The organism is Azospirillum ramasamyi (genome assembly GCF_003233655.1).
Lineage (GTDB): Bacteria > Pseudomonadota > Alphaproteobacteria > Azospirillales > Azospirillaceae > Azospirillum > Azospirillum ramasamyi.
Genome location: NZ_CP029830.1, coordinates 356428 through 369075, shown reverse-complemented (window position 1 = coordinate 369075; position 12648 = coordinate 356428). Strand labels below are relative to the sequence as shown.

The 12648-nt window shown below is 66.0% G+C and carries 11 protein-coding genes; 4 read left to right on the top strand and 7 right to left on the bottom strand.

Annotated features, from left to right (window positions below):
- The first annotated feature begins 75 nt into the window (after positions 1-75).
- Positions 76-840, top strand: a complete 765-nt coding sequence (locus DM194_RS14200; protein WP_425457294.1) for an ABC transporter permease — start codon at positions 76-78, stop codon at positions 838-840.
- Between the two features lie 177 nt (positions 841-1017).
- Here the strand turns inward: DM194_RS14200 and DM194_RS14195 are convergent, their stop codons facing one another.
- From DM194_RS14195 to DM194_RS14175, 5 genes are all read right to left on the bottom strand, one after another.
- Positions 1018-2301, bottom strand: coding sequence for a hypothetical protein (locus DM194_RS14195; RefSeq protein ID WP_111068241.1), 1284 nt, complete (start codon positions 2299-2301; stop codon positions 1018-1020).
- Between the two features lie 50 nt (positions 2302-2351).
- Positions 2352-3716: a lipopolysaccharide biosynthesis protein gene (locus DM194_RS14190; RefSeq protein ID WP_162630040.1), complete on the bottom strand. Its 1365-nt coding sequence runs from the start codon at positions 3714-3716 to the stop codon at positions 2352-2354.
- Positions 3717-3914: 198 nt separating this feature from the next.
- Positions 3915-4487 carry a hypothetical protein gene (locus tag DM194_RS14185; protein WP_111068239.1) on the bottom strand — a complete coding sequence of 191 codons (573 nt, stop codon included), beginning with the start codon at positions 4485-4487 and terminating at the stop codon, positions 3915-3917.
- 260 nt (positions 4488-4747) lie between these two features.
- Complete coding sequence (locus tag DM194_RS14180; RefSeq protein ID WP_111068238.1) at positions 4748-5452, bottom strand: WbqC family protein; 705 nt, start codon at positions 5450-5452, stop codon at positions 4748-4750.
- 43 nt (positions 5453-5495) lie between these two features.
- Positions 5496-6257 (bottom strand): hypothetical protein, encoded by a 762-nt coding sequence (locus DM194_RS14175; RefSeq protein WP_111068237.1) that lies wholly within the window; start codon positions 6255-6257, stop codon positions 5496-5498.
- Positions 6258-6749: 492 nt separating this feature from the next.
- Between DM194_RS14175 and DM194_RS14170 the strand changes: the two genes are divergently transcribed.
- Both DM194_RS14170 and DM194_RS14165 read left to right on the top strand, forming a co-directional pair.
- Positions 6750-7961 (top strand): carboxylate--amine ligase, encoded by a 1212-nt coding sequence (locus DM194_RS14170; RefSeq protein ID WP_162630039.1) that lies wholly within the window; start codon positions 6750-6752, stop codon positions 7959-7961.
- Positions 7958-8782, top strand: coding sequence for a metallophosphoesterase family protein (locus DM194_RS14165; protein WP_111068235.1), 825 nt, complete (start codon positions 7958-7960; stop codon positions 8780-8782). Before DM194_RS14170 ends, DM194_RS14165 begins: the two co-directional genes overlap by 4 nt.
- A gap of 39 nt (positions 8783-8821) precedes the next feature.
- Here the strand turns inward: DM194_RS14165 and DM194_RS14160 are convergent, their stop codons facing one another.
- Both DM194_RS14160 and DM194_RS14155 read right to left on the bottom strand, forming a co-directional pair.
- Positions 8822-9943 (bottom strand): DegT/DnrJ/EryC1/StrS family aminotransferase, encoded by a 1122-nt coding sequence (locus DM194_RS14160; RefSeq protein WP_111068234.1) that lies wholly within the window; start codon positions 9941-9943, stop codon positions 8822-8824.
- Positions 9940-11040 (bottom strand): Gfo/Idh/MocA family protein, encoded by a 1101-nt coding sequence (locus tag DM194_RS14155; RefSeq protein ID WP_111068233.1) that lies wholly within the window; start codon positions 11038-11040, stop codon positions 9940-9942. The genes DM194_RS14160 and DM194_RS14155 overlap by 4 nt, the downstream gene beginning before the upstream one ends.
- A gap of 367 nt (positions 11041-11407) precedes the next feature.
- Here DM194_RS14155 and DM194_RS14150 point away from each other — a divergent pair, with 367 nt between their 5' ends.
- A complete protein-coding gene (locus tag DM194_RS14150) occupies positions 11408-12628 on the top strand; it encodes a glycosyltransferase family 4 protein (protein WP_111068232.1) in 1221 nt (406 codons plus the stop codon).
- Positions 12629-12648: the final 20 nt, after the last annotated feature.

Sequence of the window (12648 nt, the reverse complement as noted above, 5' to 3'; positions counted from 1 at the left end):
GCGCCCCCATTCATTCGGAGACGCGACGTGAGTAGCGCATACAGCAACGTGGTTCCCGCCATCCCCGACTGGAAGCTGCCCTACAAGGAGCAGTTCGGCCGGTTCCTGCTGGCGTTGGCCTCGGTAGCCGGCGGCATCGCCCTCTGGGGCCTCGCCAGCCTCGGCACCAACCCCCTCTTCCTGCCGTCGCCGGCCCTGACCTTCACCTCGGCCATCGAGCTGGTGCAGGACGGGACGTGGTGGGATTCCATCGTGGCCTCGTCCTTCCGCATCCTCACAGGCTGGGGCCTGGGCGTGGTCGTGGGCATCCCGGTCGGCATCCTGATGGGGCATTTCCGCTGGGTCCGGCAGATGCTCGACCCCTATACGGAGTTCTTCCGCTTCGTCCCGCCCATCGCCTTCGTCACGCTGGCGGTGATCTGGCTGGGGCCGGACGAGCTGTCGAAGATCGCGCTGATCTTCTACACCACGGTCTTCATCGTCACCATCAACACCATGGCCGGCGTGCAGTCCGCCGACGAGATCCGCCTGCGCGCCGCCCGCGCGCTCGGCGCCGGTACGCTGCGGACGGTCATGACCGTGGTCGTCCCGTCGAGCGTGCCGTTCATGGTCACCGGCGCTCGGCTGGCCATGGGCAACTCCTTCCTCACCATCGTCTCGGCCGAGATCGTCTCGGCCCAGGAAGGGCTGGGCGCGCTGATCTGGACCGCCCGCAACTACGGGCGGACCGAATGGGTCTTCGTGGGCATCATCACCCTCGGTCTGCTGGGTTACGCCTTCGACCGGATCGTCCGCTACGCGACCCGGCGCCTGCTCAAGCGCTACCGCGTCAACGTCTGAACCGGCGGGCGCTCGTGACGGCAGGGCAGCCGTCACGAGCGCCGCGGCTTTTTGCGGACCGCCTATGCGCGGCCCCCTGGCACCGGGGTAAAGGGCGGGTTCCAGAATGCACTGAGGCGGCTCATGAAGTTGGCCGCCGCAGTGAGCAGGGCGAGGACGACCCGCCCCAACCGATCGTCATGAATGTCCGGCCCCGCTGAACAGGCAGGAGATCGCATGAAGGACGCTGCGGTCGAGGTCGGCAGCGAAATTCCCATTCAGGTCGAACAGATCGCGGAAGCGATCGGCCTCGTATCCGCCCTCCTGCACCGCCCCGTCGGTCGGAACGTAGAGGCAGGGCCCGGCCAGATAGCCGGTGGCGATGCGCCGCTCCGACAGCAGGGAAGGGAGGCGGGGGGCCCACTCGCCAATCATTTCCCCCGTCATGGCGACGATCCCGCACGCATCGCCGAAATCCAAGCGCATCACGTCGAGAGCAATGTCGGGCCTTCCAGGGGGGCGGGTGACGAAGACGGGTGAGGAGCGGGCGCTTCGATGGATCACCATTTCTTCGCTGCGCGTCGGCCGGGCGGCGTGCACGCAGGCCGTGGCTGCGGCGCCGATCCTGCCGGTCCAGGCACGGTAGGTCGCCGGTGTGAACCAGGGAAGAATGGGATTGAAGGGCAGCGCGATGCGGATGAGATCGCCGAAGGAGCGCGGTACCGGGAAGGAGATGTCGGGAATCGCCGACCCGGCCAGACCGGGTAAGTAGATCACCGGGCAGGTGGTCCCCAGCGTCTCGCGAAGATGCGCCCGGACCGTTCCGGGAAAATCGGCCGAAACATGGTCTGGAAAAGGGTAGAAGGCCGGATGGCAGGGAAAGGACCAGAGAATGGCCCGGATCCTTCCCAAACCGTCGCGCATGACGATGGATTGCAGCGTCCGCTCGATCGGGCCCGCGCGATGCGGCGCCAAGGCGATGGATTTGCCGAAGCGCCAACGCCTCTCGCGGCGCAGGGCGCCATAGTCGAGCATCCAGGCCGGCCGGCGGCGGTTGATGTTGAAGGGCGCGGCCTGCCGGGCATGTCCCACCGACACCGAATTTGTCCACCCGTCGGCCAGTTGCCGGATCGCCCCGCCGACGCGACGGATCACCATCTCGCCGTAAGCCGCGTCATGCCGGCCGAGCCGGGGAACCTCCGGGGCGAGGGAGGGCGCATTGTGCGTGTGGGTGGAGACCAGAAGCAGCCGGCTTCTGGGAATTCCGGCCTCCGCGGCGATCGCCTCCACGGTGGTCTCGCCGATGAAGAGGGTGTCCAGGCTTCCCAGCACCACGGGGATGCCGTCGCCGTCGGCCAGGACCACGAGGTTCGCCTCCAGCGGAGAATCGACGCGGGCGAAGGGGTTCTTCCTGGCCGCGTAACCGGCGAGCGGGATGGCGCAGGCGGGGGTGATGTCGACCGTCAGAAACCCGGCGCGCATCCTCAAGACCTCCGTGGCTATCGTGGAACCGCAGACCGGAACGGTTGCGATCAGCGGGTAGGGTTGGCCACCGGCATCCGTCCGGTGTCGGAGCGTCCGGCCCGCGCCCGGATGCGCCGGATGGCGACGGCGTTGAGGGCGAGCAGGCTGCTGTCGGCGACGATGTTGGCCAGGCTCAGTGCGGCGACGCAGCCCATCGCCGACAGATCCAGCCACCAGGCGAGGCCGAGCCCGCCGCCGACCAGGACCAGCCGGAAGGTTTCCCAGCCCGGCATCCAATGGTTCAGCCCGTAGACGTGAAGGCTTTCCGTGCCATGCGCGGCGAGGCCGACGAAGCTGGACAGAACGATGATCGCGGCGAACTGCCCGGCCTGTCCCCAGTTGGGACCGAAGATCCACACGAACAGGTCTCCGGGGAGCCAGAGAACCACCACCGCCGGCACCATGACCGCGAGCAGGCCGGCGTTGAAGAAGACGAAGAGCAGCCACAACCGCTTTGGGTTCTCCCATTGCAGCCGTGCCGCGTTGCCCCAGAAAACCTGGCTGACCGCCTGCCCTATGAATGCGGTGGGCTGCCAGAGCACGCGCTGCGCCAGCGACCATTGCCCGGTCATCCCCATGCCATACAGCGACGGCAGAACCAGATTGGGGACCTGCGAACTGATGCCGCTGACGATGCTCGACGGGGTGGTGAGCAGGGGAAAGCGGCGGTACTCCAGGGCGGCGCGGCACAGGCGGCCCAATTCAATGCCGCGTACACTCTCCTGCAGGGCATCGCGGCATTGATAGGCGGCCCGAATGAAGCCGAGCAGATAGCCGCCGATCAGGCCCATAAGCAGGCTGGACGCATCGGGATTGATCGCCCCGAAGCCGATCTGGCCGGCGACGACGCCCAGCAGCGTGATGAAGCGCACGCCCGCCACCTGCTGGAACATCTGGTGGCGGACCAGCCAACCCGTCATGACCTCGTGCAGACCGGTGATCAGAAGGGCGGCGGTCAGCAACCAGATGTCCGTCATGGTCACGGCGATCCAGCCGGCCAGCGCCTGTTGCGCCGCCATTCCCAACGCGGCGACGACGGCTGAGGATGCGGCCGTCACCACCAGGCAGAGGGCCAGGATCTCGCGCGCGGTGACGTCATCTCTGGGAAGCGGCAAGGCCCAATTGTAGCGCAGCGAAATGAGCGGCAGCAGGATGTTGACCAAGGCGCCCAGCACGGCGAAGTGGCCGAAGGCTTCCGGGCCGTAGAGCCGCGTCAGCAGCGGTGCCGCCGCGAAAGCGAGGATCTGAGCCAGTCCGATGGCGCCGGAGATGCGCATAACATCACCGCTGACGCGCCCGAAGAAGGCCCCATTTCCCCGGAAAACCTCAAGCAAACGGGCGGGCATCTTCGTCGGCGTGATGATCCGGCGCATCATGACCCCTTGATCAGCGTTTCCCCGATGCGTCTTCTTTTTTTATCTTATTGGGTGCACGCCGGCAGGCAGAATGCAACAGTGAAAGCAAAAGACGGAAGATCCACAAGGGGCTACTCCGGCATGAAGCGTGGGGCCTCCATGCCGCAGGGGCCGATTTCCGGCCATTGTCCGCGGTCGGGCGTTACGGCGTTCGGGTCAGGTCGAGACGACGCGTTTGGGTTGCCCGCTGGAACGCCCCCGGCGTAGGCGGGAGTGTTCGGATGTGCGGGCGCGTTCCAGTTCAATGCGGGTGCGCGCGGCCACCCGCATCAGGCGGTCGGTGGCGCCGAGCAACTGGTCATAGGTTTCCGGCGAGCTGTCGGTCAGGAAGGAATCGAATACCGCGAGGAACGACGCGATTTCGCTGCTGACCCGCCAGCGCAATTCGGCATCGAAGCCGTGTACCGCCGTCGCGGCTTCGGAAACGCTGCCGGCCGCATCGGGCCGGGCGTCGTCTTTGCGCGTGGGAACACGCGCTTTCTGATCCGTGGGCGTGGCTTCAGCGGCCGGCCGCTGGTTGTTATCGGACAGGTCGCCGCCCTGCGGCGGCGGAGCGGTTCCGACCATTCCATCGGCGTCGGCCGGACGATTGACGATGTAGCGGATGGCCGGTCCCGTGCATCCGTAATCCCGAGCGATGCTCGCAAGCGATTGGCCCGCCGCGTGACGCGACCGGATCGTCGGCCATTCCGTATGAGGAATCTTTCCTTTTTCGCGTGGCTTGACCATCGTCCTCGAAGTCCAAGGAAGGTTCCGAACCTCTTGTCGGTAGCCGCCCCTTTCGAGGCATCCCACGTCCGGCACGGCGCCTTCGCTCCATCCCTGCGCAATGTAACCAATAACGCACGCCCAAGGTCTTTTGGCAAGATTATCTCGTTGCCGGAGGCATGCAGCATCGCGTGGCCCCGGCACTTTTCATTCATCGAAATACCCGCGTGGTGAGAAACAGGCTGTTTTGCTGATTTTGCTTCTGCAATGAAAGATTGGTATCAAACGGAGGGAGATGGCGTCGCCGCCGATTCGTACGACAATTGCCGGACCGCGTCGGGACCGAGATTGAACAAGGCGTCCAGAACGCTCAGGCCGGGAAGGAAGCCGTCATGGATTTGGCGATAGGGCAGGGGCTTGTAGGGGCGCACCTGCAAATCGATCCCGGCTTCCTCAAATTTCTCCGGATGCTGGTAGTTCTGCCCACCGGCCCCCGATATGTAGGTGTTTCCGCCCACCACCTGAACCAGGGCGATCAGTCGGTCGTCGCTGACTGCGGTTACGCCGAAGCTGCTGGCCAGCTCGAACCGGCAGTCGAGACCTAGATAATCGGCCACCGAGGCCACGGCGTTCATGTTGAAGCGGCTGAGGCTGTCGGTATCGAAGGCGAATATGCCGTTCAGCATGGCCATGACCGGATCGAAAAAGGGCGCTTTCCGGTAGGTGTGCAGCAGCGTCATTCGATGGCGGTGACGCCAGTTGTCGTCGGCGAAGCGCACATCCTTGATCGGCTGCCGTTCTTCCCGGCGGATGGGCGCCGACAGCCAGACCCCGTCCGCGTTGCCGTGGACCATTGTGCGGTGAACATAGCTGCGCCCCTGCGGCAACTGCACGTCGTCGAGAAAGATGAAGATGTCGGCTTGGGCGATCTTGGCGAAATAGCCGAGCCACGGAAAATAATTCGGCTGATGGATGGCGACGTTCATGGCGGATCCAGCCCGGTTTCGTGGTGCTTTGCGGGAATCATTATTAAATCTGATGCTTCCCCCCGTTTTGACTCAGCACTCCGGCGAACACCTTGGGGAAGTTGCCAAGCATGTAGCGGCGGAGCTGGTCGGTCCGCCGGTCTTTCAACAGTGTCCAGAACTGGTCGATGCTTGAGACCTCGCGCCACCATTCCGGATGCAGCAGCAGTTGGATATGCGGCCGTCCCTGCGCGATCCAGTCCGTCAGGGACGCCAGGAAGGCGAGGCTGCGGCGTGAGTCGGACAGGTAGGAATCGGCGTCGAACACACGCTCGTCGTAGGAGTTCATGAAACCGGCGTAGCGGCGGCCCAGCACCGCCGCCGATGGACGGTGGAAACTGACCGCCCGGTCGATCGCCACGACGTGATCGACCACCCAGTCGAGCGTGCGTTCGATGGCGCGCTCGTCGGAACCGATCAGCAACTCGTCGATGTGAAGACCGACGCAATGCCCCATGCCCCGCAGATCGCGAATCGTCTCAAGCGTCTCATGGGCAAAGAACGAATAGGTTTCAGCGTTTATCTGGAAGAAAAAGTTTCCTACGGCGCCATGCTCCCGCTCGATCTCGCCAAGACGCAGGGCCATGGCCGGCGAAATATCGACATCGTGGCGCAGGTGGAACGCCCGCCTGCGTTCCAGAGAAATTGCGTCCATGGATTCGTCGAACCGCAAGAACCGGTAGCCGCCATCGAGTACGGTGTCGAGGATGTTGCGGAAGCTGTCCTCCCCGAACGTGGCGTAGTCCAATTGGTACGGCAGCGCCATGCAGCCGTTTTCGTTCCGTCCAACGTCCATGTTCAACTCCCCGTCCTTCGATGAGTGTGCTCGGATCGCCCGGCCCGGTGCCGCCTCGCATGGAGCCCGGCCCGCATAAAAAGAAAAGATCGCGGGCTCCGCATTATCGCTCGGGAAACAACGGCAAGACAACTATGCGCCGCCACCGGAGGGCCGATCAACACGCACGAAGGGGGACGGTCTTATGGAACAACGCGGTGCGGCCCGGCCATAGTGTCCGCCAGGACCCGGACAGCGTATCCGTCAGGATAGGCGGATCGCCCGCCGGTCGGAAGGGAAGCTCAAGCAAAAAAGATAAGAGGCACCCCCTTGGCAGACTGCCGGAAAAGATCTTTTTCCGGTCCTGCAAATCCTGGCAGGATGAACCTCTTTCCGGACGATGCCGGAGACGACGGGTGCCCGCGGCGATTTTAAAACGTTTCCACGTACCCTCGAACAGTTCTGCCAGCCGGAGTCTGCTTCATGGATCGAGGACAGAGCGGCGCGTTCAAAAAACAGGCGCTGGCATGCGTCATGGGCAGCATGAATCTGCTGAGGCCGATCGGTCTTGCCGGCGCGCGCTGCGTGGCGGTGGCTCCGCCGGACGGTCCGACCGTCCATTCGCGCTTCACCGAGACGACCTTGCCCTGGAATGATTTCTCGGAGGATGCCGACGGTCTGGTCGGGAAGCTGCTGCGGTTCGGCGCGGCGCAAGACGAACCGCCCGTGCTTTTCTACGAGGAGGACACCCAGCTTCTGATCGTTTCGCGCCATCGCAACCTGTTGGCGCAGCATTTCCATTTCATTGCCGCCGACGCGGAGTTGGTCGAGGATCTCGTCGATAAGGTACGGTTCCAGGCGCTGGCGGAGCGGCTGGCCCTGCCGGTGCCGGCGACGCGGCGGCTGAGCCCGGCCATCGGCCCGACGCCGCCCGACCTCGATCTGTGCTTTCCGCTGATCGTCAAGCCGGCGACGCGCGACCGGAACTGGAGCGACATCGGCATGGCGGGCAAGGCGCACCAGATCGACAGCCCGGCGGCGTTGCGGGAACTCTGGCCGTGTCTGGCGGAAACGGGTCAGGACTTTCTGGCCCAGGAGCTGATTCCAGGCCCGGAATCGCGCATCGAAAGCTATCACGTCTATGTGGACCGGAGGGGCGACATCGCCGGCGAATTCACCGGACGGAAGATCCGCACCTATCCGCAAGCCTATGGGCACACCACCGCCCTGACGATCACCGACGAGGCGGATGTCCGGACGCTCGGCCGTTCCCTGACCGAGCGGCTGGATCTGCGCGGCGTCGCCAAGTTCGATTTCAAGCGCGGGCCAGACGGCCGGCTCCACCTGCTGGAGGTCAACCCCCGCTTCAACCTCTGGCACCTGCCGGGCGCCTTGGCCGGGGTCAACCTGCCGGCGCTGGTCTATGCCGATCTTGCCGGGCTGCCACGGCCGGCGGTCTCGCGCGCGCGGCCGGGCGTGTGCTGGTGCCATGCGCCCAACGACTTCATTGCCGCCCGAGCCTCCGGCGTGCCGCTGTCGGAGTGGCTGCCGTGGCTGATCCGGTGCAAGGCCAAATCGACAATGGCGTTCGACGACCCGCTGCCGCCGCTGTGGATGCTGGTCCGCGCGGTCCGGCGCCGCTTCGGCGGGCGGGCGGCGCACCCGCTGCCCGTCGACCAAGTGAGGAAGGGATGAGGATCGCGATCCTTTCCGACATCCACGCCAACGAAGAGGCATTGCGCGCGACCCTGCTGGCGATCGAGGCGGAGGCGGTGGACCGCATCCTGTGCCTTGGCGACATCGTCGGCTACAACACCAACCCGGCCGAATGCGCCGCCCTGCTGCGGCGGGCCGGCGCACTCTGCGTCGCCGGCAACCATGACCGGGCGGCCACCGGGCAGATCGGGACCGAAGGGTTCGGCCTGACCGCCGCCCGTGCGATCGCCTGGACGCGACGGCGGCTGGACGGCGACCTCCGCGACTTCCTGGCCGGTCTGCCGCTGAAACTCGGCATCGACGGGCGGATCGTGGCAGTGCATGGCGCGCTCCATCCCGACCTCGGGTGCGAGTTGGTGCGCCTCGACAACGACGAGCGACGGCTGTTGAGCTTCGAGGCGTTGGCCGCCCATCCGTCCGGCGCGCGGATCTGCGCCTATGGGCATACCCACCGCGCCGAGCTCCATGAATACCGCGATGGCCAAATCCGGCGCCTGTCCGGCGACGAGATCGCGCTGCGCCACGATGCGTATTATCTGCTCAATCCCGGCACGGTCGGAGAACCGCGCATCGGCGATCCCCGCGCGAGCTTCGTCGTTCTGGACCTGGCGGACCATCGCGTATCGTTCCGCCGCGTCGCCTATGACCGGTCGGTGGCGGTCGGAAAAACGCGGAAGGCCGGGCTGGCTCCTCCGCTGATCTTCCTTCCCGAGCCCGTCCGCGCGGCTCTGAAACGGAGCCTGCGCGCCTTCCGCCTGCACGGCGCCGCACGGGAAGCGCTTCGCCGCCTGCGCCCCTGAGGAGCCGTTCTGTGGCGCCGTTCGCCTCCTTGCCGGCTTTCAGGAGCGGACGACCTCCAGCACGCGGTCGCAGACATACTCCGCCTCGTCGTCGGTGATTTCGCCGCAGATCGGCAGGCTGAGAACCCGCGCCGCCGCCCGTTCCGCGTGCGGCAGGCTTCTATCCCCGTGCAGCGAGCGAAAGGCCGGTTGCCGATGCAGCGGGCATGGGTAATGCACCCCGGTCTCCACGCCCATCCCGGCCAGCCGCGCCGCCACGGCGGGGCGGTCGTCCACCTCGATGACGTACAGGTGATGGACCGGATCGGCGCCCGGCGGCGGCGTGATGGTCTTGATGCCGGCGGGGCGCAACCGCGCGTCGTAAAGGCGGGCCACCCGCCGGCGCCGCGCGGTCCAGTCCGCCAGATGCGGCAGCTTGACGCTCAGCAGCGCCGCTTGCAGCCCGTCGAGCCGCTGGTTGTAGCCGATCACGTCGTGTTCGTACTTCGACAGCCGTCCATGGTCGGCGAGCTTGCCGACGCTGCGCGCCAAATCCTCGTCCGACGTCACGACCATTCCGGCGTCGCCCAGCGCCCCCAGATTCTTGCCGGGGAAGAAGCTGAAGCTGCCGGCGGTGCCGATGCCCCCCACCATCCGCCCGCGATAGGTTGCGAAATGCGCCTGCGCGCAATCCTCGATGACGGCCAGATCATGGTCGGCCGCGATGGCCAGCAGCGAATCCATGTCGCAGGGCGTGCCGTAGAGATGCACCGGAACCATCGCGCGCGTGCGCGGGGTCAGGCAGCGTTCCAGGGCGCGCGGATCGATGGTGTAGCTGTCCGGATCGATGTCGCAGAAGACCGGGGTGGCGCCGACGTGGCAGACCGCCTCGCCCGTGGCGAAGAAGGTGAGGGACGGCACCACCACCTCGTCGCCGGGGCCGATGCCCGCCGCCTGCAGCGCCAGCGACACCGCCGCTGTGCCGTTGGCGCAGCCGACGGCATGGGGAACGCCGACGGCTTCGGCGAAGGCGGCCTCGAACGCAGCCACATGTGGCCCCTTGATGAAGGCCCGGCTGTCGAGCACCATCTCGAAGGCGGCGATCAGGTCGGGCCGCAGTTGCTCCAGCTGCCGCCCGAGATTGACGAAGGGAACGCGTTGCCGCGTGGCGACCGTGGTCATTTGCTGGACACTCCTGCGGCGGGCAGTGCCGCACCGCACAGCCCGAGGCGGGACACGCGGGGGCGGAACCGCAGCCGGACCTCCTGCTCCTGGGCGATGGATTCATAGATGGCCGACAGCAGGACCAGCGACTTGTAGCCCTCCAGCCCATCGACCAGCGCCCGGCCGTTGTGCTGGATGCAGTCCACGACGTTGCTGAGATAATGCTTGTGCCCGAATCCGTAGACGTCCGGCGGCATTTCCCGGCATTCGCGCAGGATGGCCTCGTCCTCCGGCCCCTGGTCCACGAAGTTCCAGATTTTCATCTCGTTCACGGCGAAGCCGCCGATCTCGACCGTGCCGCGTTCGCCAAGGATGGAGATGGACCCCTCCAGGTCCTTCGGCCGCGTCGCCGTCGTCGCCTCGACCACCCCGATGGCGCCGCTGGCGAAGCTGATCAGGGCGACGCCGGTGTCTTCCGCCTCGATATCGACGAGGGCCGTGCGCGCCTTGGCGAAGACGCTGTCCGGTTCACCAAGCAGCCATTCCAGCAAATCCACATGGTGGCTGGCCTGGTTGGCGAAGACGCCGCCGTCCATCGCCAGCGTGCCGCGCCATGGATCCTGGTCGTAATAAGCCTGTGGACGCGACCAGCGCACCCGTACCGTTCCGATGACGATCTTGCCGAAACGCCCGGCCTCGATGGCCTGCCGCAGGCGGATCACCGGCAGGTTGAAGCGGTTCTGCTTCACCACGAACAGCTTGACGTTGGCGATGTCGCAGGCCTGGATCATCGCCTCGGCATCGGCCGGCGTCAGCGCCATCGGCTTTTCGACCAGGATGTGCTTGCCGTAACGGGCGAGATCGATGGTGTGCCGGGCGTGATTGCCGCTTTCCGTCAGCACGGAAACCACGTCGATCCTGTCGCCCAATGTCTCCATCATGTCATGGTAATCGGCGAATCCGGGGACGCCGTATTCCCTGGAAAAGGCCGTGCGGCGTTCGTCCTTGATCTCCGCCACGGCCGCCAGGGTCGCGCCCGCGACCTGCCCGCCGGCAAGAAGATCCGCATGCCGCTTGGCGATGCGCCCGCAACCGACCAACGCGAATGCCGTCATCCGGTGCCCCTCCAATTGTCTGGCGCGGAAAAAATGCGCGCCCTTATGCTTTCTTCTCATGTAAGCATAAGAAGTGCGGCGGCGGACATGGAAAATTAGGGATGCCCGGGAGGCGAAAAGAAGGTGGTAGAGAGGCGCGTCACCCGCCCATGAACGGCACCCGGTCATACCCTTATGGCGGTTTCCCGTAGGCGCATGGGACCGGGCTTCGTCTTCTGCGCGATTCAACGGGCGGGTCAGGGGCGCTAGGGTAAGACAACATCACCTGCCTTTCCGAAGCGAAATCCGAAGCGAAATTCCAGAACGCAACGCGACGCGAACCGCCGGCGCGCCGCCCGGCCGCGCGGCCGGGAAAGGAATCGATCGTATGGCAAACGCACAGCCGACCCCCATCAGAATCGTCCATCTGTCGTCCACCCATCTTGGCGACGACGCCCGCATCTTCACCAAGGAATGCGTCAGCCTGGCGCGGGCCGGGTACGATGTGTCTTTCGTGATTCCCGACAACCGCCACGTCACCACCGACGGACGGGCCGTTCGGCGGGACGATGTGGACATCGTGGCGGTGCCCCGCCGGCCGGGTCTGGTGAGGCGGCTGCTGTCCACCACCACGGCCGTCCTGCGCGCCGGGCTGAAGCGCAAGGCGGACGTCTATCATTTTCACGATCCCGAATTGATCCCCGCCGGGCTGCTGCTCCGCGCGCTGGGAAAGCGGGTGGTCTACGACGTCCACGAGGATCTGCCGCGCGACATCCTGACCCGCACCTGGATCCCGCCCGCGCTGCGCGCTTCCATCGCGTCGGTGGCGTCGGCCGTGGAGTGGACCGCCGGACGGACCATGTCCGGCGTCGTCGCCGCCACCCCCACCATCGCCCGGCGCTTTCCCGCGGACCGGACGGTTCTGGTGCAGAACTTCGCGCTGTTCAGCGAATTCGCGGCCGAAGCCGGCATCCCCTTCGAACGGCGCCGGGGCGTCGCCTTCGTCGGCACCATCTGCGCCGACCGTTGCGCGGCGGAGATGGTCGACGCGCTCGGGCTGGTCCGCAATTTCCCCGATGCCCGCCTGCTGCTGGCCGGCAGCATCGAAACGACGGCAATGCGGCAACGGATGGAGGCCTCGCCGGGGTGGCCGCGCGTGGATTATCGCGGCCGGCTGGATCGCGCCGGGGTGCAGCGCCTGCTGGGCGAGAGCAAGGTCGGCATCGCGCTTTACTACCCGACCCAGAATTATTTCGACACGCAGCCGGTGAAGCTGTTCGAATACATGGCCGCCGGCATACCGGTGATAACCGCCGACTTCCCCTACCACCGTGGCATCGTCGAGCGGCACCGCTGCGGCCTGTGCGTGCCGCCCCAGAACCCCGCCGCCATTGCCGCCGCCATCGAATGGCTGTTCGCCCATCCGGCCGAGGCCGAAGCCATGGGCAGGCGCGGCCGGGAAGTCGTGAAGTCGCTGTATAATTGGACCAATGAGGAACGCGAACTGATGCGGCTCTACGAACGGATCGCCCCGCTTCAACCGCGCGCATCCTCCCAGCCCGCCGGCCTGCCGTCCGAAGGGCGGGCCACAGCGGGCGGAAATGAATGAGAATAGGGGAGCGGGGCCGC

What these genes read in the sequence shown, in the direction of transcription:
- DM194_RS14195 (WP_111068241.1), bottom strand. Translation starts at nt 2,301, where the DNA reads ATGCGCGCCGGGTTTCTGACGGTCGACATCACCCCCGCCTGCGCCATC.
- DM194_RS14190 (WP_162630040.1), bottom strand. Translation starts at nt 3,716, where the DNA reads ATGCGCCGGATCATCACGCCGACGAAGATGCCCGCCCGTTTGCTTGAG.
- DM194_RS14185 (WP_111068239.1), bottom strand. Translation starts at nt 4,487, where the DNA reads ATGGTCAAGCCACGCGAAAAAGGAAAGATTCCTCATACGGAATGGCCG.
- DM194_RS14180 (WP_111068238.1), bottom strand. Translation starts at nt 5,452, where the DNA reads ATGAACGTCGCCATCCATCAGCCGAATTATTTTCCGTGGCTCGGCTAT.
- DM194_RS14175 (WP_111068237.1), bottom strand. Translation starts at nt 6,257, where the DNA reads ATGGCGCTGCCGTACCAATTGGACTACGCCACGTTCGGGGAGGACAGC.
- DM194_RS14170 (WP_162630039.1), top strand. Translation starts at nt 6,750, where the DNA reads ATGGATCGAGGACAGAGCGGCGCGTTCAAAAAACAGGCGCTGGCATGC.
- DM194_RS14165 (WP_111068235.1), top strand. Translation starts at nt 7,958, where the DNA reads ATGAGGATCGCGATCCTTTCCGACATCCACGCCAACGAAGAGGCATTG.
- DM194_RS14160 (WP_111068234.1), bottom strand. Translation starts at nt 9,943, where the DNA reads ATGACCACGGTCGCCACGCGGCAACGCGTTCCCTTCGTCAATCTCGGG.
- DM194_RS14155 (WP_111068233.1), bottom strand. Translation starts at nt 11,040, where the DNA reads ATGACGGCATTCGCGTTGGTCGGTTGCGGGCGCATCGCCAAGCGGCAT.
- DM194_RS14150 (WP_111068232.1), top strand. Translation starts at nt 11,408, where the DNA reads ATGGCAAACGCACAGCCGACCCCCATCAGAATCGTCCATCTGTCGTCC.